Genomic DNA, 332 nt, shown 5'->3' with positions numbered 1-332 from the left:
AGTTCCACAACACCCGAACCGCCCAATTCGGCCCCTGCGCCGTAGAAGTCCAAGCCGGTGTCATACGAATCGCTGGGATGGTTGGTCGTCCGCTCCAGTCGAAGCAACCCGTTGACATTCAAGCCTCCGGTGACGCTGACAATTGCACTCTCCTGAACCAGCCCGTCCGCGTTCAGCGTGACGCCGTCAAGCGTCCCGTCGCTGCTGGTTGCGATCAACTTCGTGTCGTCGGAACTGGAGATCGTCCCGCCGGAAATCTTCCCTCCGTCCAGGTACAACTTGTAGCCGGCGGTACCGACCACAAAGTCGTCGCCGGCGTTGTCCAACGTCCC

Annotated in this window: 1 protein-coding gene; it reads right to left on the bottom strand. The window is 60.8% G+C overall.

What is annotated here, in order from left to right; genetic code table 11:
- Positions 1-332, bottom strand: a 332-nt coding sequence (locus FYK55_RS29395; protein WP_161604839.1) for a hypothetical protein, incomplete at both ends; no start/stop codon positions are given.

This window comes from Roseiconus nitratireducens, from assembly GCF_008629675.1.
GTDB classification, from domain to species: Bacteria; Planctomycetota; Planctomycetia; order Pirellulales; family Pirellulaceae; genus Stieleria; species Stieleria nitratireducens.
This window is presented reverse-complemented; position numbering and strand designations above follow the sequence as displayed.